The following is a 24,481-nucleotide window of genomic DNA, read 5'->3' as shown; positions in this document are numbered from 1 at the left end:
CGACCGCCGCGCCCACCCCGGGACGGGGGACGCCGCCGCGGGCCGGTGCGCTACTCGAGCGGGTGCAGCAGGCGGTGCAGGAACTGCCGGGTGCGCGGCTCCTGCGGCTCGCGGAGGATCTGCGCGGGGGCGCCGCGCTCGACGACCACGCCGTCGGCCATGAAGACGACCTCGGAGGCGACCTGCCGGGCGAACTCCAGCTCGTGCGTGACGACGAGCATCGTCCAGCCCTCGCCCGCGAGCTCGCGCATCAGCGAGAGGACGTCGCCGACCAGCTCGGGATCGAGCGCCGACGTCGGCTCGTCGAAGAGCAGGAGATCGGGCCGGAGCGCGAGGGCGCGGACGATGCCCACGCGCTGCTGCTGGCCGCCGGAGAGCTCGAAGGGGTAGGCGCCGCCGCGGCCGCCGAGACCGACGCGCTCGAGCAGCGCCTCCGCCTCCGGCACCACCTCGGACGCCGGGCGGCGCTGCACGCGCAGCGGGCCCTCCGTGACGTTCTGCAGGACGGTGAGGTGCGGGAAGAGATTGAAGTGCTGGAAGACCATCGCCGAGCGGTCGCGCAGCGCGGTGAGCGCGCGCTTGCCGACCGGCCCGCCGAAGTCGAGCACCGAGCCGTCCGCGAGCTCGAGCAGGCCGCCGTCGGGGACCTCGAGGCTGTTCAGCGAGCGCAGCACCGTCGTCTTGCCCGAGCCGGACGGGCCGATCAGCGCGATCACCTCGCCGCGGCGGATCTCGAGGTCGATGCCGCGGAGGACCTCGACGCCGCTGAAGGACTTGCGCAGCCCCGTGGCGCGGAGGACGGGGCGGTCGCCGTCCGCGGGGCGGCCTGCGGTGCCGGAGGAGGCGTCAACGGGCGACATAGCGGTCCAATCGCTTCTCGAGGAGGCTCTGGCCGCTGGAGAGGACGAGGCAGATGAGCCAGTAGATGAGGGCGGCCTCGAGGTAGAGGAGCATGAACTCGCTCGAGGCGGTGGCGATCTTCTGCGCCTGGCGGAAGAGCTCGGTCACCAGGATCAGCGAGGCGAGCGAGGTGTCCTTGACCAGCGAGATGAACGTGTTGGAGAGCGGCGGCACCGAGACGCGAGCGGCCTGCGGAAGGATGATCCGCCGCAGCGCGAGTCCGCGGCCCATCCCGATGGTGTGCGCCGCCTCCCACTGCCCCTTGGGCACGCTGAGGATCGCGGCGCGGATGACCTCGGCCGCGTAGCCGCCGACGTTGAGCGCGAAGGCGATGATCGCGCTCGGCCAGGGGTCGATCTTCACGCCCAGGCTGGGCAGGCCGTAGAAGATCACGAAGAGCTGCACCAGGAGCGGCGTGCCGCGGATCACGGAGATGTACGCACGGGCGATCCAGGCCAGGACCTTCACCCGCGAGAGGCGCATCAGCGCGACGGCCAGCGCGAGGGCCAGGCCGAGCACGAAGCTCGACAGCGCCAGCGGGATCGTGCCGACGATGCCGCCCGACAGGATCGGCCAGAACGACCTGAAGAACAGTTCCATCTTGTCTTCTCCCGCCGGAGGCGGGAGAAGACCGCGGTCGGCATGTCGAGGTGGATGCGTGGGGCAGAGCGAGTCGCGTCCGCTTCCGAGAAATGCTGGCAAGCATGCGGTGCTGCAGTGTCTTCGTCCGCTAATGCGGAAGAAGACCGCGGTCGGCTTGTCGAGGTGGAGGCGTGGGTGGAGCGTGTCGCGTCCGCTTCCGAGAAATGCTGGCACGCATTTCTCGGAACCGCTCGGCCTTGCGGCGAGCAGTCCACATGCTGGTCGAGCAGCCCCGGAGGGGCGGATCGAGACCCACCGTGTCCGGGACGGTGGTCTGCAGACTCGCGTCCCGGTGACGGTGGATCTCGATACGCCCGCTGCGCGGGCTACTCGATCAGCATGATGCTCCTACTGGGAGACGTCGGCGCCGAAGTAGCGCTCGGAGATGGAGGCGAGGGTGCCGTCGGCGCGCAGCTCGTCGAGGGCGCCGTCGACCGCGGCGACGAGGTCGTCCGAGCCCTTCGGGAAGGTGAAGGCGCTGGAGGAGCTGTCGTCGGTCGTCACGGCGACCTTGAGGCCCGCGGCCTGGTCGGGGTAGGTCGTCGACCAGTCCAGCCAGGTGAGGCGGTCGTTGAGGGTCGCGTCCACGCGGCCCTGCTCGACGAGGGCGACGGCCTGGGCCCAGCCCTCGACGCCCTCGACGGTCGCGCCGCTGTCCTGCGCGAGCGTGTACCAGTTGCTCGAGAGCGACTGCGCGGTGGTCTTGCCCGAGAGCGAGTCGAGCGAGGTGATCTCGGTGTCATCGGCCGGCACGACGACCACGCCGGGGCTCACCGAGTACGGCTCGGAGAAGTCGTACTTCGCGCTGCGCTCGTCGTTGATCGAGACCTGGTTGGCGATCACGTCGAAGCGACCGCCGTCCAGACCCGCGAACATCGCGTCCCACTGGGTCTCCTCGAACTCCGGCTCGACGCCGAGCTTCTCGGCGACCGCGGTGATCACCTCGACGTCGTAGCCGGTGAGGTCGCCCGTGCCGCCGTCCGCGTGGAAGGAGAACGGGGAGTAGGTGCCCTCGGTGCCGATGGTCAGCTTCCCGGACTCCTCGACCTCGGCGAGCGTCAGCCCGGAGGCGGTCGAGGCGGTGCTGTCGTCGCTGGAGCCGGAGACCACGTCGTCGGTGGAGGCGGGGGCGCAGCCGGCGAGGACGAGGGCGGCGGCGGCCGCGGTCGTGCCGAGCAGGACGCGCAGCGAGGTGCGGGCGGGGAGGAGCGTCACAGTGTCTTTCCTTCGGTGCATCGCGGTGTCTCACGACCGGATCGCGGCCGGAGCCGCGCACGGTTCGGTGGGGTGGGGAGGAGCGGACGGCGATCGATCGCACGCGTCCGCACCCTCCACCCAACCAGCGGGAGGGGGACCGCTATTCCCGGATGTCGCCGTGTGACGCCGGCCGGACACCGAGATCCGCGAGGAACGACTCCGCGCCGGCGACCTCGTCCGCCGTCAGACCGGCGGCCGACTCGGGCACGATCAGGTGGAACGGCGTCTCCTGCTCGCGCGCCCAGTCGACGGCGTCGCCGCGGAGGTTGTCGTCGATCCAGACGACGGCGTCGATCGCGAACCTGTCCCGTGCCTGCTCGAGCCAGACGGCGACGGGCTGGAGCTTGCCGGTCTGCCCGGGGAAGCGCGGGTCGCGCGGGAGTCCGCCGCCGAAGACGATGGCCTCCGTGCCGGCCGGCAGTCCGAGATCGCCCGCGAGCACCGAGGTGAGCTTCGGCGGCCAGGTGGTCGCCCAGACGATCGTGCCGACGGCGGCGAGGCGGCGCACCAGCTCCTCGCGCTCGGGCTCGAGCATCAGCCGGTGGCCGCCCGCCGCGCGGTCGCTCGAGACGGACGGGTTCAGGACGCCGTCGACGTCGAGCAGGATGAGGGCGGCCATGGCTGCAACCGTAGCCGCGGCCGCGGTCCGGCGCGAGGCGGGAGCGCCCGCTAGCGTGGGCGAGTGCCTCCCTCCGCCCGTCTCCCCGGTGGGGCACTGGTCTCGCTCGAGCCCGACCCGATCCGCGAGGGCTCGCTGGTGCTGGAGATCGACGGCTTCGAGCAGTCCCTGATCGACCTCCGAGCGCCCGAGCAGCTCGGCCTCGAGTACCTGGCCCGGCTCGGCGCCGTGGTCGATGCGCTCGCGCCACCGGGCGTCCCCGTGACGGTCCTCCACCTCGGCGCCGGGGCGCTGGCCCTGGCGCGCCACGTCGCCGCGACCCGGCCGGGCTCCGAGCAGACGGTCGTCGAGCGCGCCGCCGGGCTGGTCGAGTTCGTGCTGGCGCACGCACCGCTCCCCAGCGGGACGCGGCTGCGCAGCGTCACCGCGGACGCCGCCGGACCCCTCGCCGTGCCGCCGGCCGACCTCGTCGTGCTGGACGTCTACGACGGCGACGAGATCCCGGAGCCCTTCTACCGCGCCGAGGTGCTCCGCCGTCTCGCCGGGCTGGTCGAGGGCGGCGGCCTGCTCGCGGTCAACGTCGCCGACGACGCCGATCACCGGCGGCTGCGGCGGCTCCGGCGGGAGGTGCAGCGCGTGCTCCCGGTGGTCGCCGCCGTCGGTCCGCTCAGCTACGCCGAGGGGCGCGGGAGCGGCAACGCGATCCTGCTCGCCTCACGAGGCGACCTCGCCTCGCGCGCCGCCGCCCGCCTCCTGCAGGCCGGGCCGCACCCGGTCGCGGCCGTTGCGGATCGCGACGTCGTGCCCGTCCAGGTGGCGGTAGAAGTCGACCCGTGACTCCAGCGCAATGCCGGCGTCGAGGTACTTGGCCTTGATCCGCTTGATGTAGGTGCGCACGGTGTGCTCGGCGATCCGCATGTCGAGGGCGACGTCCTTGACCGCCGTGCCGGACCCGTAGGAGCGCATGACGCGGCTCTCCTGCCGGCTGAGCACGGGCCGGCGGTGCTCACCGGCGGCGAGGAAGCGGTGCCGCGCCGCCTCCGAGATCCAGGAGCGGCCGGACGCGACCGACACCAGCGCCGCGACGAGCTCGCTCGGCTCGTCGCCCTTCCAGACGAAGGCGGTGCGCTCGAGGCGGAGCACCGCGCGGACGGCCTCGAGCGAGTCCGACGCGGACAGCACCACCAGGCCGCGATGCCGCGCGCTGACCGCCGCGAGCGTGCTGGTCAGCACCTCGGGCGCGACCCGGTCGAGGTCGAGGACCGCGATCGTGTCCGCCTCGGCGGCGTCCGGGTCCGCGGCACCGAGGTGCGGGAGGACGTCGGCCAGGAGGGCTGCGAGCGCTGCGCGCTCGATGGACAGACCGCTCACCACGGTCACAGCGAACTTCTCGAATTCCGCCACGGAAACCCCTTGCAAGGACGGTCGGGTCCGTCCTGGATCGAACCGTAGCGAAAGGAGGACCGGCCGAGCCACGCACGGGACATTCCGTCCCGACAGCGATCAGCGCATCCCCGCCGGGCCCGCTCCTTGCTCGCACTCCGCCCAGGAGGGCTAGTCTCCGTGACGATGAACGACTCCGACGAGACCGCCCTCCGCTCGACCCGGATCCCCGCCGACCAGGTGCGGACCCGGATGCTCCGCGCCGCCCGCGAGGTCATCTCGGCCCACGGGCTCACGGTCGGCTTCGCCCACCTGCCGATGGAGGAGTACATCCGCCTGGCCGCCGTGCCGCGCAGCTCGGTCTACCGGATCTGGAGCACGCGGGAGGAGTTCGTCGCCGACCTCATCGGCGAGATCTTCGTCGCTGACCGCTTCGCCGACGGCGCGGATCCCGACGCCCAGCGGGCGATGACGGAGGTCTACGAGCGCTCCTCCGCCCACCTCGGCACCGCGGCGGGCCGCCGTCAGGTGGCCTGGGAGATGATCCGCATCGGCGCGAACTCCAGCGTGGAGACCCTCCGCGCCTCGGTGGACTGGTCCTCCTACAACGCGCTGCTGGCCTGCACCTTCTCGATGGAGGAGGGCCCTGCGCGCGAGGCGGTGCGCGCGACCGCCCGCCGGCTCGAGACGATGCTCAGCCAGCGGCTGCGCGACTACTACCAGGACGTCCTCGATCAGTTCAGCGCCTCGCTCCGGCCCGGCTTCACCACGCTGCAGCTGGCGCACCTCACCGCGATCGTGACGGACGGGCTGGTGCACCGCGGACGGCTCCTCGACGACGAGCTCGACGCGGTCGTCACGGCGCCCGGCCTGGACGGCGAGCCGGTCGAGTGGAGCCTCACCGCCTGGACGATCCGCTCGATCGTCGACGGGATGCTCGAGCCGGTCGCCGAGGACGAGCCGCCCGCCGACCGCTAGAGCGCGGCGTCCTCCGCCGATGCGGACCCGGTGGGCGCGGGCTCCGGCGGCACGGGCTCGCAGAACCCGTCGATCAGCATCAGCGCACCCGCCACCACCAGCGAGGGCGAGCCGGGCCGGCCCGGATCGATCGGTCCGGTCACCAGCTCGGGCGCGGCGATCCGGGCGACGCAGAGTCCCTCGATGAACGAGGAGATGGCGGAGGCGAGCACGGCGTACTCCTCCTCCCGCCCCGAGCGCAGGCGCAGGCCCGCCTCGGCGAGGGTGTGCCGGTAGTACTTCGCCATGTTCTCGATGAAGTGCACCTGGCGCGAGTGCAGGGCCTCGTGGATCGCGACGCGGGCCGACTCCGAGTGCGAGTCGACCGCGCCGATCAGGGCGACGAAGTTGCGCCAGTGCTGCGAGGCGAACACGTTGTCGTAGTTGGCCTCGATCGCGACGGTGAGCGAGGCGACGAGGATCTCGCGCATCTGCTCGGGAGTCGGCTGCTCGGCGAGGCGGCGGTGCAGGTAGGCGTCCCCCGCGGTGAGCGAGGTGGGGTCGAGCCGGGCCGTGAGGATCCGCTCGGGGATCGCCGCGACCAGCTCGTCGTAGAACGCCTGGCGGGTGGGCCAGATCCGGTAGACCGTGCTGCGCGGCACGCCGGCGGAGCGGATGACGTCCTCGAGCGGCAGGTGCGAGACGCCGACGCGCAGGCCCTCCGCGCGGACGACCGCGAGGGCGGCGTCGAGCAGCCGGGTCCGGACCTGCTCGCGGCTGAGTCGGGCCGGTCGCGGCGGGACCTCGGGCGGGGTGTCGGTGCCCATCGTGCCTCCGGAGGCGGGTGAGCGGGGCGGCTTCGGCGTCCCCGGTGCACCCGAGCGTAGACGATCGCCGACAGTCGTCGCGCACATCGGCTACTCGGGAGGTCACAGAGGCAGCCGGACGCGCGGGGACGGGCGCGGCTCGCGCTCGGCGTGCGAGCCGCGCGAGCCGCGCTGCCTGTCCCCCAGGCGGCCGCCCCTTCGGCCGATCTCGACCGTAGGCGCTCGATCAGGGCCGCGTCAAAACTCCGGACATGATGTCCCGCCGATCAGGGGCGGAAGGGCCGGCGGGGCTCGTCCGACGGCGGCAGGAGGTGCTGCCCCGCGCGCACGGCGCCGAGGCGCGGGATGCCGAGCTCGTCCGCCACCGCACCGGCGACCTCCGCCTCGGCGTGGCCGGCGAGCTCGACGTTGCGCATCAGCTTGGCGTGGTGGCAGGGGCTGGCGTCGATGGCGACCACCATCGCCGAGAAGCGCAGCGCGTCGCCCAGCCGCGCCATCGGGTTCAGCTCGGCGAGCACCGACGGGACGTCCGGCATCGACAGGAGCGTGTAGTAGCAGGTCGACACGACGTAGTCGTCGACGCCCGCCTCGGCCGACGGCGGCGCGACGATGATGTCGCCGAGCGACACCGAGCCCGTCCGCGAGCCCAGGACCGAGGCGATGGTCACCCGGATGTCGCCGGCGAGCGAGACCACGCGGACGCTCTCCGGCCAGGGCGGCAGGGCCGCGAGCTGCGTGGAGCCGGTGCGCAGGGCGATCCCCGCCTGCGACGACAGCGCGTCGATCATGGGCATGCCCGTGCACTCCCCCGCGTTGCCCGCGTCCTCCGAGGCCGCCGCGCCGCAGGAGGCGAGCAGCGCCGAGATGCCGAGGCGCGACTGCGGCTCGAGTCCGCCGACCACCGCGGGGCTGACCGTGCCGGTCGAGTCGATGATCTGGCCGAGGCGGAGGGCGAGGTCCGAGCCGGTGTTGGGCGTGCCGAAGGTGACGACCTCGCGCACCATCGACTCCACCGGCACTCCGTCGACGCTCTGGCTGAGGGCCTGGCGCGCGGCGAGGCCGCCCATCGAGTGGGCGACGACGACGGCCCGGTGGCCGGTCGCCGCGGTGAGACAGGCGATCGAGGAGGCCAGGGCGTCGGCGATGCCGGGATCGGTCACCCAGCGGGCCGCGAGATCGCGGTAGTCGAAGGTGTAGACGACGGCGCCCTCGGTGTCCTGGAACGCGCCGATGAGCGAGCGCTGCGAGGTGGTGACCGGCTGGTCGACGCCGTTGGTGGCGATCAGGTCGACCAGGTGCGAGAACGCGCCCGTGCGCGACTCGTCGTGCGTCGCGGTGCCGAGCCAGCCGTGCAGCACCAGGATCGGCACCAGCGAGGCCGCCGCCGTGGACTCGACGTCGTCGCCCGGGAGGACCGGGGCGAGCTCGGCGATCCCGCAGCTCGCCGGCGGAGGGGCGGTGGCGGCGGCCGCGGCGACCGCGGAGCCCGACGGCACGACGACGGCACCGACCACCACGAGAAGGGCGGCCAGCACGGCGATCAGGACTCTCATCCGCGCGTTTCCTCACCGCCGCGACCCCTGCTGAGCGGGTTCAGGGGATCGTCCGGACGAACGTCCCAGAAGTCAATCACCCGGACGCCCCCGTTCGGGCTCTCTGTCGGGAATCGACGGACCCCCAGTCAGGGTGCCCTCACCGCGTGCCGCGCAGGCCGCCGTCGTGCGTCGTCGTCCCCTCACGGTGCCGCGGACGACGAAGGGCCCCGCCGGTCTCCCGGCGGGGCCCTTCGTCACTCAGACCGTGCTCAGCTGTAGTTGCCGGGCTCGTAGCCGTCGCTCGAGAACGAGTCGAAGTCGACGAACGAGAGGTCCGCGTCGCTGAACGCGGCGTCGTCGGCGAAGATGCGGTTGGGGTACCGCTCGGCCTTCGCCTCCTCCGTCGCCTCGACCGACACGTTCCGGTAGCGGGGCAGGCCCGTTCCGGCCGGGATCAGCTTTCCGATGATCACGTTCTCCTTGAGGCCCATCAGCGGGTCGCGCTTGCCCTCCATGGCCGCCTGCGTCAGGACGCGGGTGGTCTCCTGGAAGGACGCGGCCGACAGCCACGACTCGGTCGCGAGCGAGGCCTTGGTGATGCCCATGACCTCCTGGCGAGCGGACGCGGTCCGCTTGCCCTCGGTCAGAGCCGCACGGTTGACCTCGCTGTAGCGCGAGCGGTCGACGAGCTCACCCGGCAGCAGGTCGGTGTCGCCGTGGTCGACGACGGTGACCTTGCGGAGCATCTGCCGGACGATGACCTCGATGTGCTTGTCGTGGATCGGGACGCCCTGCGAGCGGTAGACGCCCTGGACGCCGCCGACGAGGTGCTTCTGGACCTCGCGGACGCCCAGCACGCGCAGGACCTCCTTGGGGTCGACCGTTCCCACGTGCAGCTGCTGACCGAGCACGACCGACTGGCCGTCCTCGACGAGGAGCTGCGAGCGCTTGAGCACCGGGTAGATGACCGCCTCGTCGCCGTTGTCCGGCTGGAGGATGACCCGGCGGGCCCGGTCGGTGTCCTCGATCGTGATGCGACCGGCGGCCTCCGCGATCGGCGACGCACCCTTGGGGGTGCGGGCCTCGAAGAGCTCCTGCACGCGGGGCAGACCCTGCGTGATGTCGTCGGCCGAGGCCGATCCACCGGTGTGGAAGGTGCGCATCGTGAGCTGCGTGCCGGGCTCGCCGATCGACTGGGCCGCGATGATGCCGACGGCCTCTCCGATGTCGACGAGCTTGCCGGTGGCGAGCGAGCGGCCGTAGCAGGCCGCGCAGACGCCGACGGCCGACTCGCAGGTCAGGACCGAGCGCACCTTGATGTGACGCACCTCGGCACCGACGAGCTTCTCGATGAGGACGTCGCCGACGTCCTCGCCGGCCTCGGCCACGACCTCGCCGGCCTCGTTCGTCGCCGCGGTGGCGAGCGAGCGGGCGTAGACGGAGTTCTCGACGTTCGAGTCCTGGATCCAGGCGCCGGTGGCGTCCTGGAGCATGATCGGCAGGTCGAGGCCCTTGGTCGTGCCGCAGTCGTCCTCGCGGATGATGACGTCCTGCGAGACGTCGACGAGTCGACGCGTCAGGTAGCCCGAGTCCGCGGTGCGGAGCGCGGTGTCGGCCAGGCCCTTGCGGGCACCGTGCGTGGCGATGAAGTACTCGGCGACCGACAGTCCCTCGCGGTACGAGGAGATGATCGGGCGGGCGATGATCTCGCCCTTCGGGTTGTTCACCAGACCGCGCATGCCGGCGATGTTGCGCACCTGCAGCCAGTTACCACGGGCACCGGAGGTGACCATGCGGTTGATCGTGTTGTCGATCGGGAAGTTCGCGCGCATCGCCTTGGCGACCTCGTCGGTCGCCTCGGTCCAGATCTTCACGAGCTCCTGGCGACGCTCCGCCTGAGTGGTCAGACCCTTGTCGTACTCGGACTCGACCTTGGCCGCCTTCTTCTCGTAGCCCGCGATGATGACGGGCTTCGAGGGCGGGGTGAGGATGTCCGAGAGGGCGACGGTCACACCGGACCGGGTGGCCCAGTAGAAGCCGGCGTCCTTGATGCGGTCGAGCGAGGCGGCGACCTCCACCTTCGGGTAGCGCTCCGCGAGGTCGTTGACGATCCCGGAGATGGTCGTCTTGTCGGCGACCTGCTCGAAGTAGGGGTAGTCGACCGGCAGCGCCTCGTTGAAGAGGGCGCGGCCGAGCGTCGTGTCGAGGAGGACGGGCGCGGTGACCTTGCCCTTGTCGTCGATCTCGACGCCCTCGGGGGTCTGACCCTGAGCGAAGTACACGTCCGACATGCGGATGCGGACCTTCGAGTTCAGGTGCAGCGAGCCCTGGTCCTTCGCGAGGATCGCCTCTGAGACGGAGGAGAACGCGCGTCCCTCACCGGCGCCACCCTCGCGGATGGTCGTCAGGTGGTGCAGGCCGATGATCATGTCCTGCGTGGGCAGGGTGACCGGACGGCCGTCCGAGGGCTTGAGGATGTTGTTCGAGGCGAGCATCAGGATGCGCGCCTCGGCCTGGGCCTCGACCGACAGGGGCAGGTGGACGGCCATCTGGTCGCCGTCGAAGTCCGCGTTGAACGCGGCGCAGACGAGCGGGTGCAGCTGGATCGCCTTGCCCTCGACCAGCTGGGGCTCGAACGCCTGGATGCCGAGTCGGTGCAGGGTGGGCGCGCGGTTGAGCAGGACGGGGCGCTCGCGGATGATCTCCTCGAGCACGTCCCAGACCTGCGGACGCGAGCGCTCGACCATGCGCTTGGCGGCCTTGATGTTCTGCGCGTGCGACAGGTCGATCAGGCGCTTGATGACGAACGGCTTGAACAGCTCGAGCGCCATCTGCTTGGGCAGACCGCACTGGTGCAGCTTGAGCTGCGGTCCGACGATGATGACCGAGCGGCCCGAGTAGTCGACGCGCTTGCCCAGCAGGTTCTGGCGGAAGCGACCCTGCTTTCCCTTGAGCATGTCGCTCAGGGACTTCAGGGCGCGGTTGCCAGTGCCCGTGACGGGACGGCCTCGGCGGCCGTTGTCGAAGAGGGCGTCGACCGCCTCCTGGAGCATGCGCTTCTCGTTGTTCACGATGATCTCGGGGGCACCGAGGTCGAGCAGGCGGCGGAGGCGGTTGTTGCGGTTGATGACGCGGCGGTACAGGTCGTTCAGGTCGGAGGTGGCGAAGCGGCCACCGTCGAGCTGGACCATCGGGCGCAGCTCCGGCGGGATGACCGGGACCACGTCGAGGACCATCGCGGCCGGCGAGTTGCCGGTGGCGAGGAACGAGTTGACGACGCGCAGGCGCTTGATGGCGCGGATCTTCTTCTGACCCTTGCCCTCGGCGATCTGCAGGTGCAGCGTCTCGGCCTCGGCCTGGAGGTCGAACTGCTCGAGGCGCTTCTTGATCGCCTCGGCGCCCATGTAGGCCTCGAAGTAGACGCCGTAGCGGTCGACGAGCTCGTTGAAGACGGCGTCCTCGGGCTTGAGGTCGCCGACCTTCAGGGTGCGGAACTGCTCCCACACGCTCTCCAGTCGCGCGATGTCCTCGTCGAAGGACTTGCGGATCTGGCCCATCTCCTTCTCGGCGCCGTCCTTGGTGCGGCGCTTCTGGTCGCTCTTCGCGCCCTCCGCCTCGAGGGCGGCGAGGTCGGTCTCGAGGCGAGCCAGGCGGTCCGCGATGCGGGAGTCGCGCTGGTCCGAGAGGGTCTTGATCTCGAGCCGGAGCTCGTTCTCGAGGCCGGGCATGTCGGCGTGACGGCCGTCGTCGTCCACGTCGATGATCATGTACGCGGCGAAGTAGATGACCTTCTCGAGGTCCTTCGGCGCCATGTCCAGCAGGTATCCGAGGCGCGAGGGGACGCCCTTGAAGTACCAGATGTGGGTGACGGGGGCGGCGAGCTCGATGTGGCCCATCCGCTCGCGGCGGACCGAGGACTTGGTGACCTCGACGCCGCAGCGCTCGCAGACGATGCCCTTGAAGCGGACCCGCTTGTACTTGCCGCAGGAGCACTCCCAGTCGCGCGAGGGTCCGAAGATCTGCTCGCCGAACAGACCGTCCTTCTCGGGCTTGAGGGTGCGGTAGTTGATGGTCTCGGGCTTCTTCACTTCACCGTGCGACCAGCGACGGATGTCATCGGCCGTCGCGAGGCCGATGCGCAGCTCGTCAAAAGTTGTTACGTCGAGCAATGTTTTCTCCTTGTCGGAAAACAGGGTGTCTCGTCAGAGACGGGGAGTCGTCAGATGCTGGCGCGGGATCAGATGTCGTCGACGGAGGACGACTCGAACCGGGAGGAGATGTTGATGCCGAGCTCCTCCGCGGCGCGGTAGACCTCGTCATCCGTGTCGCGCAGGCTGACCGCGGTGCCGTCGGCCGAGAGGACCTCGACGTTCAGGCACAGGGACTGCATCTCCTTGATGAGGACCTTGAAGGACTCCGGGATGCCCGGCTCCTGGATGTTCTCACCCTTGACGATGGCCTCGTACACCTTCACGCGGCCGAGGATGTCGTCCGACTTGATGGTGAGGAGCTCCTGCAGCGCGTAGGCGGCACCGTAGGCCTCGAGGGCCCACACCTCCATCTCGCCGAAGCGCTGGCCGCCGAACTGCGCCTTACCACCGAGCGGCTGCTGGGTGATCATCGAGTACGGGCCCGTCGAGCGCGCGTGGATCTTGTCGTCGACGAGGTGGTGCAGCTTCAGGATGTACATGTAGCCGACCGAGACCGGGTCCGGGAAGGGCTCCCCCGAGCGGCCGTCGAACAGCTGCGTCTTGCCGGACGAGCCGATCAGGCGCTCGCCGTCGCGGGTCGGGGTGGTGGAGTCGAGGAGCCCTGCGAGCTCCTCCTCCGCCGCACCGTCGAACACCGGGGTGGCGACCTTGGTGCCGGGAGCGGCCTCGCGGGCGTGCTCGGGCAGGCGCTTGGCCCACTCGGGCTTGCCGTCGACCTTCCAGCCCTGCTTCGCGATCCAGCCGAGGTGGATCTCGAGGACCTGGCCGAAGTTCATCCGGCCGGGGACGCCGAGCGGGTTCAGCACGATGTCGACCGGGGTGCCGTCGGCGAGGAACGGCATGTCCTCGACCGGCAGGATCTTCGAGATGACGCCCTTGTTGCCGTGGCGGCCGGCGAGCTTGTCGCCCTCGGTGATCTTGCGCTTCTGGGCGATGTAGACGACCACGCGCTGGTTGACGCCCGAGCCGAGCTCGTCGTCGCCGTCCTGCGCGTCGAACACCTTGACGCCGATGATCGTGCCCTGCTCGCCGTGGGGCACCTTGAGCGACGTGTCGCGGACCTCGCGGCTCTTCTCGTTGAAGATCGCGCGGAGCAGGCGCTCCTCGGCCGAGAGCTCGGTCTCGCCCTTGGGCGTGACCTTGCCGACGAGGATGTCGCCGGGGCGGACCTCGGCGCCGATGCGGATGATGCCGCGCTCGTCCAGGTCGGCCAGGAGCTCCGGGCTGACGTTGGGGAGGTCGCGGGTGATCTCCTCCTTGCCGAGCTTGGTGTCGCGGGCGTCGACCTCGTACTCCTCGATGTGGATCGAGGAGAGGACGTCGTCCTTCACCAGGTTCTGGCTGAGGATGATCGCGTCCTCGAAGTTGTGACCCTCCCACGGCATGAACGCGACGAGCAGGTTCTTGCCGAGCGCGAGCTCGCCGTTCTCGGTCGCGGGACCGTCGGCGACGATCTCGCCGACCTCGATGCGCTCACCGGCGGAGACGACCACGCGGTTGTTGTACGAGGTGCCCTGGTTCGAGCGGTCGAACTTGCGCAGGAAGTAGGTCTGCGTGCCGCCCTCGTCCAGCTGGACGGTGACGGAGTCGGCGGAGACCTCCTGGACCACGCCGGCCTTGTCGGCCGTGATGACGTCGCCGGCGTCGATGGCCGCGAAGCCCTCCATGCCGGTTCCGACGACGGGCGACTCGCTGCGCAGCAGCGGGACGGCCTGACGCTGCATGTTCGCGCCCATGAGCGCGCGGTTCGCGTCGTCGTGCTCGAGGAACGGGATCAGCGAGGTCGCGACCGACACCATCTGGCGCGGGGAGACGTCCATGTAGTGCACGCGCTCGGCGTCGACGAGCTCGACCTCTCCGCCCTTGGGGCGGACCAGGACCTTGCCCTCGGCGAAGCGCATGTCGGAGGTGAGGGGGGCGTTCGCCTGGGCGACCAGGTACTCGTCCTCCTCGGACGCGGTGAGGTAGTCGATCTGCGCGGTGACGACGCCGTCGACGACCTTGCGGTACGGCGTCTCGATGAAGCCGAACGAGTTGATGCGCGCGAAGGACGCGAGCGAGCCGATCAGGCCGATGTTCGGGCCTTCCGGGGTCTCGATCGGGCACATGCGGCCGTAGTGCGACGGGTGGACGTCGCGGACCTCGACGCCGGCGCGCTCACGGGAGAGACCGCCGGGGCCGAGCGCCGACAGGCGGCGCTTGTGGGTCAGACCCGCGAGCGGGTTGTTCTGGTCCATGAACTGCGACAGCTGCGAGGTGCCGAAGAACTCCTTGATCGCGGCCACCACGGGGCGGACGTTGATCAGGGTCTGCGGGGTGATCGCCTCGATGTCCTGCGTGGTCATGCGCTCGCGGACGACGCGCTCCATGCGGGACAGGCCGGTGCGGACCTGGTTCTGGATGAGCTCGCCGACCGCGCGGATGCGGCGGTTGCCGAAGTGGTCGATGTCGTCCACGTCGAGGCGGAGGTCGACCGCGGCACCGTCGCGCACACCGGGCAGGTTGGTGCGGCCGTCGTGCAGCGCGACCAGGTACTTGATGGTCGCGATGATGTCCTCGACCGTGAGCACCGAGTCGGACAGCGCCTTGTCGATGCCGAGCTTGCGGTTGATCTTGTAGCGGCCGACCTTGGCGAGGTCGTAGCGCTTGCTGTTGAAGTAGAAGTTGTCCAGCAGCGCGCGGGCGGCCTCGGCGGCGACCTGCTCGCCCGGGCGGAGCTTGCGGTAGATGTCGCGGAGGGCGTCCTCCTTGGTGAGGATGTTGTCCTTCTCGAGGGTCAGCTCGATCGACTCGTAGCCGGCGAACTGCTCGAGGATCTCCTCGCTCGTCAGGCCCAGGGCCTTGAGGAAGACGGTGACCGACTGCTTGCGCTTGCGGTCGATGCGGACGCCGACCTGGTCGCGCTTGTCGATCTCGAACTCGAGCCAGGCACCGCGGCTGGGGATGACGCGGGCGGAGTAGATGTCCTTGTCGGACGTCTTCTCCTGCTGGCGCTCGAAGTACACGCCCGGGCTGCGGACGAGCTGGGACACGACGACACGCTCGGTGCCGTTGATGATGAACGTGCCCTTCTCGGTCATCAGGGGGAAGTCGCCCATGAAGACCGTCTGGGTCTTGATCTCACCCGTGAGGTGGTTCATGAACTCGGCCTCGACGTACAGCGGAGCGGCGTAGGTCTTGCCGCGCTCCTTGCACTCCTCGATCGTGTACTTCTCGGGCTCGAGGTACGGGTTCGTGAAGCTCAGCTGCATCGTCTCGCTGAGGTCCTCGATCGGGGAGATCTCCTCGAAGATCTCGTCGAGTCCGGAGTTGGCGGGGAGATCCTCCCGGCCGACGGCCTTCGCCTCAGCGACGCGGGTCTTCCACGCCTCCGAGCCGACGAGCCAGTCGAAGCTCTCGGTCTGCAGCGCGAGCAGATCCGGAACCGTCAGGGTGTCGCTGATCTTGGCGAACGAGAGACGCGAAGCTCCGCGTCCGTTCTTGGGTGAGGTGGTGGTTGCGTTGGGCGCAGCAGCCAAGGAAGGAACCTCCGTAGACCCTCGCGGGTCTCAATCTGTGGGATGTGTGGAGTGGGCTCCCGCCGGGCGGGCCGACACGTCCTGCTCCCCGTTCCGTGACCGCGGTGACGCGGCCGCAGCGACGAAGCGACCGGTTTGACGCGGCCTTCGGGGCGGGGGCTAGAGTGTGGCATCGGCATCCACCATCTGATGCCGGGTTCCGATGGCTGGTCGACCGCAATATGACGACTCGGCACTCGGGAGCGCAAAGTACAACTATAGATGCACTGCGCCACGCCGCGCAAGTGCAGGTGCTTGCGTCCGGCACGGGCCTCGGGTATACGGCCGGGTCGAGGGTCCCGCCCTCCCCGCCTCTCCCGCTCCGCCTCTCCCCTCCGCCTCCTCTCCTGCGCGGCACGGCAGACTGGTCGGATGGCCGAACGCACCGGTCGCCGACGCGGCGACGACTCCGAGCACCCCCGCGCCGTGCTCGCCAGCGGGTTCCTCGCGCAGATCGAGCCCGACCGGCACTCCGCCGACGCGGCGACCCTCGTCGTCGACGGGACCCCGCAGTCGCACGTCGACCTCGCCGACCCGACGCACCTCTCCTTCGAGTACGTGCGGCGGATCGGCCACGCGATCGACCTGCTCGCGCCCGAGGGCGAAGCGGTGACGGCGCTGCACCTGGGCGCCGGCGCGCTGACCCTCCCGCGCTACGTGGCGGCGACCCGGCCCGGCTCGCGCCAGCAGGTCGTCGAGATCGAGGCGGCGCTGGTCGACCTCGTGCGTGAGGCGCTCCCGCTGCCCCGCGGCGCGCAGATCCGGATCCGCCAGGGCGACGCCCGCGAGGTGCTCGGCAAGCTGCCGCCGGGGCTGCTCGGCACCGTCGACGTCGTCGTGGTCGACATCTTCTCCGGGGCCCGGACGCCCGCGCACGTCACGAGCGCCGAGTTCTACCGCGAGATCGCTCCGCTGCTCGCGCCCACCGGGGTCGTGGCGGTGAACGTGGCCGACGGCGGGGCGCTCGCCTTCGCCCGGGCGCAGGCCGCCACGCTCGCGGCGGTCTTCGCGCACACGGCGATCATGACCGACACCCAGATGCTGAAGGCCAAGCGCTTCGGCAACGTGGTGATGCTCGCCTCGCCCTCCCCGCTGCCGGTGGACGGGCTGCCGCGGCGGCTCGCCTCCGATCCCGCGCCCGCGAAGCTGGTGCAGGGACGCGAGCTGGAGAACTTCCTCGGCGGCGCCTCGGTCGTCACCGACGACACCGCCACGCCCTCGCCGCTGCCGGCGCGCAGCATCTTCCAGGTCCGCCGGGGCTGAGGAGCGTCGCCGGGGCTGAGGAGCGTCGCCGGGGCTGAGCGTGCCCGGGCCGGGCGCCCCGGCCCGGTTGCCCGTACAGTGGACGGGGGCCAGAGCCCCCTCCGTCCTCTCGCCGCCGCGTGCGCCGATCCGGATCCGCATCCACGAGGAAGAACCGCCCTGAGCATCATCATCCGCCACGACCCCGCGACGCTCCGCGAGGAGATCGACGTCGACGCCGCCCAGGACCGCCTGGAGGAGATCGGCGCGCTGCGCTCCCTCGCCGCGCTCACCGAGAAGGCCGAGCTGCTGCGCCTGCTCGGCCGCCTCGACGAGGCCTGGGACATCGCCACCGAGGCCGTCCGCCGCACCCGGTTCTCCGGCGACCGCGCCGAGCTGCTCACCGCGCGCGTCCGCCGCGCGCGCCTGATGCAGCTGCGCGACCGCTCCGACGAGGCGCTCTCGGAGCTCACCCTCTGCGTCGAGGAGGCGCGCACGCACGAGTGGCACGTCGAGCACTCCTTCGCGCTCAAGCACCGCGGACTCGCGCTCTTCGAGAGCGGCGAGTACAGCCAGGCGGCGCGCGACTTCGACGCGGCGACCGCGCTCGGCGAGCGCGTCGGCGTGGAGGAGGAGGAGCTCGAGGTCGCGCGCCTCGGCTTCGCCGCCGCCTCCGAGTTCCAGGACGAGTCGACCCGCGGCCCCCGGGCGGACGGCGCCGTGCGCGGCCGCCGCCGCGCCGAGGGCGACGAGGCCTGAGCCCCGGAGCCGATCCGACCGATGGCTGAGCTCGACCAGGTCGCCCGCTGGGCGGACGCGCTGCTGCGCGAGCACCTGGACGACTCGTGGAGCTTCGCCTTCGATCACGCCCGCACCCGCGGCGGCGCCTGCCACTGGAAGGACCGGCGCATCACCGTCTCGCGGCACCTCGCCGCCCGGTGGAGCGACGAGGAGGTGCACCAGACCCTGCTGCACGAGGTCGCGCACGCGCTCGCCGGCCCGAAGGCCGGGCACGGTCCGGCCTGGCGGCGGGCGGCGACGGCACTGGGCTACACCGGCGACCGCACGCACAGCAATCCGACCGCGGACGAGCTGGCGCCGTGGGTCGGCAGCTGCCCGAGCGGGCACCTCTTCTACCGGCACCGCAGGCCGAGCCGGCCGCTGGCCTGCGGGAAGTGCGCCCGGCGCTTCGAGCCCGCGAACGCGATCGAGTGGCGGCGCCGCGAGGTGCCGGCGCGACCGGCCGCGAGCGAGCGCTCGGCGTGAGCGAGGGCGCACCGCACCGCGTCGTCCGCGGCCGGGTGCCGAGCACCGGGCAGTGGCTGGTCGACGCGGGCGGACTGCGCTGGTGGTTCGACTCCGGGAGCCTCGCGCTCGACTTCGCCTGCACCGGACCGATGCGCGGGATCGCCGGCGAGCGCCTCGACTCCGACGAGGCCCTGGCGGCGTGGCTCGCGGAGCGCTTCGACGCCGTCGACGCTTCCGCCCGCGACGCGCGGCTCGACGACGCGCTGATGCTCCGCGGCGCGGTGTCGCGGCTGGCCGTCGCCGCTGAACGCGGTGCCGCGGGCGACCCGGCGGACGTCGACGTCGTCAACCTCTTCGCCGCGATGCCGGACGTGCCGCCGTCGCTCTCCGGCGGCTCGCGCCAGGCGGGCCGCTCGCACGCGGCGGCGCGGCAGGCGCTCTCGACCCTCGCCCGCGAGGCGGTCGATCTGCTGGGCGGCGGCACTCCGGGGCGGCTGCGCCGCTGCGACGCGGAGGACTGCCGGATCCTTTACCTCGACACCTCCCGGGCCGGCTCGCGGCGCTGGTGCTCGATGCAGCGCTGCGGCAACCGGGCGAAGGTCCGCGCGCACCGGCGCCGGAGCGCCGAGCGCGCGGACCGCGCCGAGGGCTAGTCGACGACCTTCACGTCCTTCCAGAACGCGAGGTAGCCCGAGAAGTCCTTGCCGACGCGGTCGAACGCGGTCGGGTACGGCGTCGGGTAGGACCAGGCGCGGTCCTTGAGCATCCCGTCGTCGGACTTCACGTCGTAGTACTGGGCCTCGCCCTTCCACGGGCAGGTGTACTGGGTGCTGCTCGGCACCAGGTAGTCGTTGTTCACGCTCGTGGGCGGGAAGTACCAGTTGCCCTCGATGGAGATGAGATCGGAGTCGGGGGCGTCGGCGATGACGACGTCGTTGAGGACGGCTTTCATTCGGGCCAGCTTTCCTGTCGCGGAGACGGTCGGCGGAGGCGGTCCTCCGCTCCCGGGGAACGCTACGCCGCCCCGCCCCCGCGGGTCGAGCGCGGCCGGGGCCCTTGCGGAGACGCTCAGGTCCGGTCCGTCAGCGCGGGGAGCGCAGGACCGTCACCGTGTCGACCGTGTCCACGCGGGCGGCGGCGGCGATCTCGGCCCCGCGGCCGCGCGCGGTGAGCAGGCGGCCCGTGGCGGAGGCGGTCAGCAGGTGGACGCAGGCGCGGCGGAGACCCTCGTAGGACGCGGACGCGACGGCCGCATCGGGTGAGACGTGGTCGATGCCGAGCCCGATCAGGGCGTCGATCAGCGCGCCCGCGGCCAGCTGGTCCTCCACGGCGAAGCGCGGCTCGCCCGCCGCGTCGACCTCGCCGACGGCGACGACGTTGACGCTGGTCCGGCCGCCGTTCTCGTGCTGGCGCTCGAGGATCCAGCGGGCCACGGCGGTGCGGTCGGCGAGGCCGGCGCGGACGACGTGGCCGTCGATCCCGTCGGCGTCGATCGCGTCGTCCGCTCCCCCGGGGAGCGCGTCGACCAGCACGGTGATGTGCGCCGGGGCGAGGGCCCGGAGGCCGCGGGCGCCCCAGTCGAAGCGGATCTGGTACGAGCCCTGGTCGAGGGCGGCGGCCGGGGCGGCGGCAGTGCGGTCGGAGTCGGGGAGCGCGGCGTTCACTCCTCCACGGTACCGACCGCTCCGCCGCCGCCTACACGCCCGCGGCCCGGCGCGCACCCGGTTCCCGCCCGGGAGAACCCGGAGGAGGATGGACTCCGTGAAGGTGATGCTCAAGCACGTGCTCGACACCGACCCCGACTCCGCCTGGCGCGCCCTGCAGAGTCCGGCCGTGTTCCGCGAGGTGATGTCCCCGTTCCTGACCGCCGCGTCCCTGGACGAGGGCGGCTTCCGGCCGACCTGGGGCCTCGGGCCGCACGACGTCGCGATGGACGCCCTCGGGATCGTGCCGATGGGCGCGCAGGAGATCGACCTCTCCTACCGCCGTGTCCCGTCGATGCCCGACGTCCGGATCCTCCGCGACAACGGCGCTCCGCTCTCGGGCGCGCTGCGGCTGATCACCGCGTGGGACCACCGGATGGCCGTCGCGCCGCTCCCCGACGGGCGGACGCTCTTCCGCGACCGGCTGGAGTTTAGCGCCGGGCTCGCCTCGCCGGCGCTCTGGCCGTCGATGTGGGCGTTCTGGCAGTGGCGCGGGATCCGCATCCGCGCGCTGGCTCCGACCTGGCGCCATGACGTCGGCGCCGATACCCGCCCCCGAGGAGAGGACGCACCGTGAGCCCCGACGGATCGGCCGAGGAGGCCGTCGAGCTGTCCCGCGCGGACCTGCTGCGCTTCCGCTGGCCCTCCGGCGAGGACGACGGCAGCGAGGACGAGGACGCCGTGTCGCCGCGGCGCCGGCTCGCCTCCGCCATCGAGGTCGCCGACTGGCGCCGGCACGTCCAGGCGATGTACGCCGAGGTCCGCAGGCTGTCGAACGTCGACCTGCTGGCCGCGCACGCGTCGTGGATCCGGGCGCGCAACGCGCTGTTCGACCGCCACCCCGCCACTCCCCTGCTGCCCGCCGACCGGGCGCACTTCCGCTCGCTGCCGATCGCGCCGTACGACGCGGCCTGGCGGTTCGAGCTCGAGGTCGCGCCGGCCGAGGAGGCGCGGCGGATGGACGTGGAGACCGGGACGGACGGCGTCGTGCCGTTCGAGCTGGTCGGGACCGTCGAGGTCCCCTCCGCAGGGACCCTGGACGTCTGGAAGCTCGGCTCCTACGGCGGCGGGCTCTTCGTGCCCGTCAAGGACGCGCTGGCGGGCACTCCGGGCGGCACCTACGGCGGCGGTCGCTACCTGCTCGACACCGTGAAGGGCGCCGACCTCGGCACCGGAGCGACGCCGTCGACGCTCGTGCTCGACTTCAACTTCGCCTACAACCCCTCCTGCGCGTACGACCCGGCCTGGGCCTGCCCGCTCGCGCAGGCCGGCAACACGCTGCCGGTCGAGGTGCCGGTGGGCGAGCGCTACAAGGGCTGACGGCGCGGCGACATGCTGATCGAGTAGCCCTCGGAGAGGGCGCATCGAGATCCCGCCCGCCGATGCTGACCGTTCTCGGAGGCTCCGCCGATAGCCTCCGGGCGGCGCGTCCCCGCGCCGGAAAGCAGGAATCAGCATGCCCCGACCCGTCCTCCTCGTCACCGGAACCTCGACCGGCATCGGCCGCGCGACAGCGATCGAGGCCGCCCGCTCGGGCTGGCAGGTGGTCGCGACGGTCCGCGACGTGGAGCACGCCGACGGACTCCGCGAGGCGATCGGCGGTGCCGGGGTGGAGCTCGACGTGCAGCGGCTCGACGTCACCGACGCCGACTCGGTCACCGCGTGCCTCGAGCGGATCCAGTCCGTGCACGGCGGACTCGACGTCCTGGTGAACAACGCCGGCGCGGGCCACGTCGGCATCACCGAGCTCGAGGACCCGGCGGAGCTGCGCCGCGTGATGGAGGTCAACTTCTTCGGCACGGTCGCCGTGACCCGCGCCGCGCTGCCGCTGCTGCGCTCCTCGCGCGGGCGGATCGTGACCGTGTCGAGCGTCGGCGGCGCCGTCGGCCAGCCCTTCAACGAGGACTACTGCGCCGCGAAGTTCGCGATCGAGGGCTTCTTCGAGGCGCTCGCGCCCGTCGCCGCGGCCGTCGGCGTGCACGTCTCGCTGATCGAGCCGGGCGCCGTCCGCAGCAGCTTCGTCGAGAAGGTCGGCATCGACTCCTCCGCACTGACGGCCGAGGCCGGCCCCTACGCCGGCGCGCTCGGCGCCTACCTCGACCGCACGGCGTCGGCCTTCTCCTCCACCCACGCCCAGGAGCCGGCCGATGTGGCCGCGGTGATCCTGCAGACCCTGCGCGACCCGGAGCCGCCCTTCCGGGTGCAGACCTCGGACTGGGCGCGGGACTTCGTCGGTCTGAAGCTGGCCGACCTCGACGGCTCCCGCGTGCAGTCGACCATGCGGGGATGGATCGGCACCCACTAGGGTGGAAGGGTGCGAGCGCGACGACTGCGCTCCCCCGCGTCGTAGAACGCCCATTTTCCGTTGCGGATCCCTCTGGATCCCGACCATCTGGCGCACGTGCATGAGGCCCCCGGCCGCGCGCACCGCTTCGTACGGCGAACGGATGTGACCACCGTCACCTTCGCCCGAACAGCCGATCACCCGCGCCCGGCCACCGCCTGCGCTGTCAGATCGGCATGATGCCCCGAAAGGCACCATCCATGTCGACCATCCCCACCTTCGCCGCTCTCGGCGTCCCCGCACCCCTCGTCACCGCCCTGACCGCGAACGGCATCACCGAGCCGTTCCCGATCCAGGTGGACACGCTCCCCGACACCCTGAACGGCCGCGACGTGCTCGGCCGCGGCAAGACCGGCTCCGGCAAGACTCTCGCGTTCGCCATCCCGATGGTCGCCCGCCTCGGCGGCGCCCTCGCCGGCGGACGCCACCGCCCGGGCCGCCCGCTCGGCCTGATCCTCGCGCCGACCCGCGAGCTCGCCACGCAGATCACCGCGGCCATGCAGCCGCTCGCCGACGCCTACGGCATCGTCACCACCACGATCTTCGGCGGCGTCTCGCAGCAGCGCCAGGTCGCCGCGCTCAAGCAGGGCGTCGACATCGTCGTGGCCTGCCCCGGCCGCCTCGAGGACCTCATGAAGCAGGGCTTCGTCAACCTCGACGCCGTCGAGATCACCGTGCTCGACGAGGCCGACCACATGGCCGACCTGGGCTTCCTGCCCGTCGTCACGCGCATCCTCGACAAGACCCCCCGCGGCGGACAGCGCCTGCTGTTCTCGGCCACGCTCGACAACGGCGTGGACAAGCTCGTCAAGAAGTACCTGCAGAACGAGGTGCTGCACTCGGTCGACGAGGCGAACTCGCCCGTCGCGCTGATGACCCACCACGTCTTCGAGGTCGACGGCCTCGACGCCAAGAACGCCCTCGTGAAGACCCTCGCGTCCGGCACCGGCCGCCGCATCCTCTTCATGCGCACCAAGCACCACGCGAAGAAGCTCGCCAAGCAGCTCACCGGCCAGGGCATCCCCGCCGTCGACCTGCACGGCAACCTCTCGCAGGTCGCCCGCGACCGCAACCTCGCCGCCTTCGGCGCCGGCACCGTCAAGGTGCTCGTCGCGACCGACGTCGCCGCCCGCGGTGTGCACGTCGACGACGTCGAGCTGGTCATCCACGTCGACCCGCCGATGGAGCACAAGGCGTACCTGCACCGCTCGGGCCGCACCGCCCGCGCCGGCAGCGAGGGCGACGTCGTCACCGTCGTGCTGCCCAGCCAGCGCGGCGACGTGAAGACGCTCCTGCGCAAGGCCGCCATCCAGGTCACCCCGCAGCTCGTCACCGCCGACTCGGCCGCCGTGTCGAAGCTCGTCGGCGACGTCGCGGCGTACGTCACCCCGACCGCCGTCGTCGAGCCCGTCCGCGGCCAGTCGCAGGGCGGCCGCTCGCAGGGCGCCAACGCGCAGCGCAAGCGCGCCGCACGCACCGACGGCGGCACCGCCCCCCGCGGCGGACGCGGTGAGCGCTCGGCGGCTCCCGCCGGCGCCGGCTCCGACCGTCCCCGCCGCGGCACCGGCGGAAGCTCCGACGGCGCCGCTCGCGGCGGACAGCGCGGCGGCCGCGGCCGCTCCGCCGCCGCAGCGACCACCTCGGGCGGCTCGCGCTCGTACTACAGCACCGGCTCGGGCTCCAGCAGCTCCGCCCCGGCCGGCGCCGAGCGCCGCCCTGCGCGACGCGCGCAGGGCTGAGCCGATTTGCGCGCCGCGTGGCGGCGCGCCGCAGTCGGCAGGGCGGGTGGTTGCGTTCCCTGGAGCGTCTCGGCACCGGCTACGGCGATTCGCTTGGCACGCGAATCGCCGCTCCGCCTCGTGAGGGGCGGCTGGTCCGGGGCGCAGCGTCTGACGACGTGCGCGTGCCGGGACGACTGCACGAAGAGACATGAAGAAGGCCGGGAGTCCTCCCGCGACGCAGTCGCGGGTCGGGCTCCCGGCCTTCGTCGTCTCTCAGTCGTCAGCGGTGTGCACAACTCAGGCTAAACCGCCCGCTCCGCACGAAAAAGGACGTG

20 protein-coding genes are annotated in these 24,481 nt (G+C 71.7%); 9 read left to right on the top strand and 11 right to left on the bottom strand.

The genetic code is table 11. The features are described 5' to 3' along the window. Positions 1-50: 50 nt before the first annotated feature. The 5 genes from EDF17_RS02535 to EDF17_RS02515 form a co-directional block, all read right to left on the bottom strand. Positions 51-860, bottom strand: a complete 810-nt coding sequence (locus EDF17_RS02535; protein WP_123445033.1) for an amino acid ABC transporter ATP-binding protein — start codon at positions 858-860, stop codon at positions 51-53. Next, positions 847-1,500, bottom strand: a complete 654-nt coding sequence (locus EDF17_RS02530; protein ID WP_123445032.1) for an amino acid ABC transporter permease — start codon at positions 1,498-1,500, stop codon at positions 847-849. The genes EDF17_RS02535 and EDF17_RS02530 overlap by 14 nt, the downstream gene beginning before the upstream one ends. Before the next feature lie 390 nt (positions 1,501-1,890). Continuing rightward, entirely contained in the window at positions 1,891-2,652 is a 762-nt protein-coding gene (locus EDF17_RS02525; RefSeq protein ID WP_243582595.1) for an amino acid ABC transporter substrate-binding protein, read from the bottom strand. 247 nt (positions 2,653-2,899) lie between these two features. Beyond that, a complete protein-coding gene (locus EDF17_RS02520) occupies positions 2,900-3,418 on the bottom strand; it encodes an HAD domain-containing protein (protein ID WP_123445030.1) in 519 nt (172 codons plus the stop codon). Between the two features lie 714 nt (positions 3,419-4,132). After that, the gene (locus EDF17_RS02515; RefSeq protein WP_133671843.1) at positions 4,133-4,822 is read right to left on the bottom strand and encodes a LuxR C-terminal-related transcriptional regulator; all 690 of its coding nucleotides are present in this window, start codon (positions 4,820-4,822) and stop codon (positions 4,133-4,135) included. Positions 4,823-4,987: 165 nt separating this feature from the next. On the opposite strand from EDF17_RS02515, the gene EDF17_RS02510 reads away from it, so the two are divergent. After that, positions 4,988-5,779 carry a hypothetical protein gene (locus EDF17_RS02510; RefSeq protein WP_127885906.1) on the top strand — a complete coding sequence of 264 codons (792 nt, stop codon included), beginning with the start codon at positions 4,988-4,990 and terminating at the stop codon, positions 5,777-5,779. On the opposite strand, the gene EDF17_RS02505 is transcribed toward EDF17_RS02510, so the two are convergent. The 4 genes from EDF17_RS02505 to rpoB form a co-directional block, all read right to left on the bottom strand. Continuing rightward, the gene (locus EDF17_RS02505; protein WP_123445027.1) at positions 5,776-6,585 is read right to left on the bottom strand and encodes a TetR/AcrR family transcriptional regulator; all 810 of its coding nucleotides are present in this window, start codon (positions 6,583-6,585) and stop codon (positions 5,776-5,778) included. The genes EDF17_RS02510 and EDF17_RS02505 overlap by 4 nt on opposite strands. 266 nt (positions 6,586-6,851) lie before the next feature. Next, the gene (locus tag EDF17_RS02500) at positions 6,852-8,138 is read right to left on the bottom strand and encodes a hypothetical protein (protein WP_123445026.1); all 1,287 of its coding nucleotides are present in this window, start codon (positions 8,136-8,138) and stop codon (positions 6,852-6,854) included. 251 nt (positions 8,139-8,389) lie between these two features. Further along, positions 8,390-12,289, bottom strand: a complete 3,900-nt coding sequence (locus EDF17_RS02495) for a DNA-directed RNA polymerase subunit beta' (protein ID WP_123445025.1) — start codon at positions 12,287-12,289, stop codon at positions 8,390-8,392. A gap of 68 nt (positions 12,290-12,357) precedes the next feature. Then, positions 12,358-15,849: a DNA-directed RNA polymerase subunit beta gene (gene rpoB / locus EDF17_RS02490; RefSeq protein WP_123445024.1), complete on the bottom strand. Its 3,492-nt coding sequence runs from the start codon at positions 15,847-15,849 to the stop codon at positions 12,358-12,360. Positions 15,850-16,260: 411 nt separating this feature from the next. Between rpoB and EDF17_RS02485 the strand changes: the two genes are divergently transcribed. From EDF17_RS02485 to EDF17_RS02470, 4 genes are all read left to right on the top strand, one after another. Further along, positions 16,261-17,151, top strand: a complete 891-nt coding sequence (locus EDF17_RS02485) for a fused MFS/spermidine synthase (RefSeq protein WP_123445023.1) — start codon at positions 16,261-16,263, stop codon at positions 17,149-17,151. A 78-nt stretch (positions 17,152-17,229) separates the two neighbouring features. Next, positions 17,230-17,889: a hypothetical protein gene (locus EDF17_RS02480; protein ID WP_185019941.1), complete on the top strand. Its 660-nt coding sequence runs from the start codon at positions 17,230-17,232 to the stop codon at positions 17,887-17,889. Between the two features lie 21 nt (positions 17,890-17,910). Further along, complete coding sequence (locus tag EDF17_RS02475) at positions 17,911-18,396, top strand: SprT-like domain-containing protein (protein ID WP_123445022.1); 486 nt, start codon at positions 17,911-17,913, stop codon at positions 18,394-18,396. Beyond that, positions 18,393-19,031, top strand: coding sequence for a CGNR zinc finger domain-containing protein (locus EDF17_RS02470; protein ID WP_243732767.1), 639 nt, complete (start codon positions 18,393-18,395; stop codon positions 19,029-19,031). Before EDF17_RS02475 ends, EDF17_RS02470 begins: the two co-directional genes overlap by 4 nt. Here EDF17_RS02470 and EDF17_RS02465 read toward each other — a convergent pair. Together EDF17_RS02465 and EDF17_RS02460 are read right to left on the bottom strand one after the other, a co-directional pair. Beyond that, a complete protein-coding gene (locus tag EDF17_RS02465; RefSeq protein ID WP_123445021.1) occupies positions 19,028-19,330 on the bottom strand; it encodes a DUF427 domain-containing protein in 303 nt (100 codons plus the stop codon). The two genes, EDF17_RS02470 and EDF17_RS02465, sit on opposite strands and share 4 nt — an antisense overlap. 130 nt (positions 19,331-19,460) lie before the next feature. After that, the gene (locus EDF17_RS02460; protein WP_166649582.1) at positions 19,461-20,042 is read right to left on the bottom strand and encodes a 2-phosphosulfolactate phosphatase; all 582 of its coding nucleotides are present in this window, start codon (positions 20,040-20,042) and stop codon (positions 19,461-19,463) included. A gap of 88 nt (positions 20,043-20,130) precedes the next feature. Between EDF17_RS02460 and EDF17_RS02455 the strand changes: the two genes are divergently transcribed. The 4 genes from EDF17_RS02455 (at position 20,131) to EDF17_RS02440 (ending at position 24,164) form a co-directional block, all read left to right on the top strand. Next, positions 20,131-20,658, top strand: a complete 528-nt coding sequence (locus tag EDF17_RS02455) for a hypothetical protein (RefSeq protein ID WP_217274397.1) — start codon at positions 20,131-20,133, stop codon at positions 20,656-20,658. Positions 20,659-20,828: 170 nt separating this feature from the next. Then, positions 20,829-21,401, top strand: a complete 573-nt coding sequence (locus EDF17_RS02450; protein ID WP_123445360.1) for a DUF1684 domain-containing protein — start codon at positions 20,829-20,831, stop codon at positions 21,399-21,401. A gap of 136 nt (positions 21,402-21,537) precedes the next feature. Next, positions 21,538-22,386, top strand: a complete 849-nt coding sequence (locus EDF17_RS02445; RefSeq protein WP_123445018.1) for an SDR family oxidoreductase — start codon at positions 21,538-21,540, stop codon at positions 22,384-22,386. A gap of 239 nt (positions 22,387-22,625) precedes the next feature. After that, entirely contained in the window at positions 22,626-24,164 is a 1,539-nt protein-coding gene (locus EDF17_RS02440; protein WP_123445017.1) for a DEAD/DEAH box helicase, read from the top strand. The last annotated feature ends 317 nt before the right edge of the window (positions 24,165-24,481 follow it).

The organism is Rathayibacter sp. PhB1, from assembly GCF_004362935.1.
GTDB lineage: Bacteria > Actinomycetota > Actinomycetes > Actinomycetales > Microbacteriaceae > Rathayibacter > Rathayibacter festucae.
The sequence above is the reverse complement of the archived record's forward strand: the minus strand, read 5'-3'. Positions and strand labels throughout refer to the sequence as shown.

What these genes read in the sequence shown, in the direction of transcription:
- EDF17_RS02535 (WP_123445033.1), bottom strand. Translation starts at nt 860, where the DNA reads ATGTCGCCCGTTGACGCCTCCTCCGGCACCGCAGGCCGCCCCGCGGAC.
- EDF17_RS02530 (WP_123445032.1), bottom strand. Translation starts at nt 1,500, where the DNA reads ATGGAACTGTTCTTCAGGTCGTTCTGGCCGATCCTGTCGGGCGGCATC.
- EDF17_RS02520 (WP_123445030.1), bottom strand. Translation starts at nt 3,418, where the DNA reads ATGGCCGCCCTCATCCTGCTCGACGTCGACGGCGTCCTGAACCCGTCC.
- EDF17_RS02510 (WP_127885906.1), top strand. Translation starts at nt 4,988, where the DNA reads ATGAACGACTCCGACGAGACCGCCCTCCGCTCGACCCGGATCCCCGCC.
- EDF17_RS02505 (WP_123445027.1), bottom strand. Translation starts at nt 6,585, where the DNA reads ATGGGCACCGACACCCCGCCCGAGGTCCCGCCGCGACCGGCCCGACTC.
- EDF17_RS02500 (WP_123445026.1), bottom strand. Translation starts at nt 8,138, where the DNA reads ATGAGAGTCCTGATCGCCGTGCTGGCCGCCCTTCTCGTGGTGGTCGGT.
- EDF17_RS02485 (WP_123445023.1), top strand. Translation starts at nt 16,261, where the DNA reads ATGGCCGAACGCACCGGTCGCCGACGCGGCGACGACTCCGAGCACCCC.
- EDF17_RS02475 (WP_123445022.1), top strand. Translation starts at nt 17,911, where the DNA reads ATGGCTGAGCTCGACCAGGTCGCCCGCTGGGCGGACGCGCTGCTGCGC.
- EDF17_RS02465 (WP_123445021.1), bottom strand. Translation starts at nt 19,330, where the DNA reads ATGAAAGCCGTCCTCAACGACGTCGTCATCGCCGACGCCCCCGACTCC.
- EDF17_RS02455 (WP_217274397.1), top strand. Translation starts at nt 20,131, where the DNA reads ATGGACTCCGTGAAGGTGATGCTCAAGCACGTGCTCGACACCGACCCC.
- EDF17_RS02450 (WP_123445360.1), top strand. Translation starts at nt 20,829, where the DNA reads ATGTACGCCGAGGTCCGCAGGCTGTCGAACGTCGACCTGCTGGCCGCG.
- EDF17_RS02445 (WP_123445018.1), top strand. Translation starts at nt 21,538, where the DNA reads ATGCCCCGACCCGTCCTCCTCGTCACCGGAACCTCGACCGGCATCGGC.
- EDF17_RS02440 (WP_123445017.1), top strand. Translation starts at nt 22,626, where the DNA reads ATGTCGACCATCCCCACCTTCGCCGCTCTCGGCGTCCCCGCACCCCTC.